At 39.2% G+C, this 1,532-nt stretch carries 2 protein-coding genes; both read left to right on the top strand.

Annotated features, from left to right (window positions below; all coding sequences use genetic code 11):
* Nucleotides 1–483, top strand: a 483-nt coding sequence (locus L652_RS0102485; protein WP_024603256.1) for an HAD-IA family hydrolase, incomplete at its 5' end; no start/stop codon positions are given.
* A gap of 408 nt (nt 484–891) precedes the next feature.
* A partial coding sequence (locus tag L652_RS0102480) for an ATP cone domain-containing protein (protein ID WP_253951841.1) occupies nt 892–1,532 on the top strand: 641 nt, incomplete at its 3' end.

Here is a 1,532-nt window from a genome sequence, read left to right as displayed (position 1 = left end):
GGTTTTAAAGAGTTATGGGACACACAACCTCAAAGCGAGCTTATTAAGCAATTAGTTGACGAATACGCTGCAAACATAGCAAATCACACACATTGCTTCAGCGGTGTTGAATCGTTGCTTATTGCCCTTGATCAGAAAAAGATCAAATGGGGGATCATGACTAACAAACCAGGGTTTTTAACTGATCCTTTAGTGGCAGCAATTCCCGCATTGAAAAATGCTAGTGTAGTAATAAGTGGCGACACCTTAGCTGAAGCTAAGCCATCACCTTTACCGCTGCTACACTGTGCAAAGCTTATGGGAGTGCAACCAAAACGCTGTTTGTACATTGGTGATGCACAGCGAGACATACAAGCAGGCAAAGCCGCAGGTATGCGCACAGCAACGGCACTTTGGGGTTACATACCAAGTATTGATGAAGCCAACAGCTGGAATGCTGATTTTAACTGGCAAAGCCCAATTGATGGTTTTAACCATATATAGTGCCACGTTAATTAATAAACACTATATATTGTGATTGTGTTAGTTTTTACGCAAAGCTTGCTGATAAAAAAAGCAGTCAAAATTTATTTTTAAAATGCGTAAATTTAGCAGATCATTAGTTGATTTTTGCATATTTCAACTTAAATGATTGTTCGAAGGTGAGTATCTACTAACACAAATACGTTATCCCGAAGTTATCCACAAATAGGGGCAATTATGTCCCTTGCAAAACAACTCAGACCACACTATCTTGTGATCTCTAAATTGAACAACACCAGATATTGTGGCCAAATGTTATTCAATTAAATTCGCAAATATGGCGAAACTTATAATAAATGAGTATATACCTCGCCCCGGCGAGGTATAAAGCATTGGTCAAAATACATAATTCCCAAGGAATACAGGCAAATGAACCAACAGTTATCTGTAAGCAAACGTGACGGGCGTAAAGAGCCTCTTGATCTGGATAAGATCCATCGCGTTATTGAGTGGGCCGCCGAAGGTTTAAACAACGTTTCGGTTTCGCAAGTTGAATTAAAGTCGCACATTCAGTTTTACGACGGTATTCGTACTAAAGACATTCACGAAACCATCATTAAAGCAGCAGCGGATCAGATTTCAAAAGAATCGCCTGATTACCAATACTTAGCTGCACGTTTAGCTGTATTCCATTTACGTAAAAAAGCGTACGGTCAATTTGAGCCACCACGTTTATTTGACCACGTAACAAAAATGGTTGGCGATAAACGCTATGATGCTCATTTACTAGTAGATTACACAGAGCAAGAGTTAGATGAGCTTGATGCATACCTTGATCATTCTCGCGATCTTAACTTTAGCTACGCTGCTGTAAAGCAACTTGAAGGTAAGTACCTCGTTCAAAACCGTGTATCGGGTGAAATATACGAAAGTGCACAGTTTTTATATATTTTAGTTGCGGCAAGCTTATTTTCAGATTACCCACGTGAAACACGTACTGATTACATTAAACGTTTTTACGATGCAGTATCTTTATTTAAAATATCTCTACCAACGCCAATTATGTCGGG

This window comes from Pseudoalteromonas sp. TB25, from assembly GCF_000497995.1.
GTDB lineage: Bacteria > Pseudomonadota > Gammaproteobacteria > Enterobacterales > Alteromonadaceae > Pseudoalteromonas > Pseudoalteromonas distincta.
This window is presented reverse-complemented; position numbering and strand designations above follow the sequence as displayed.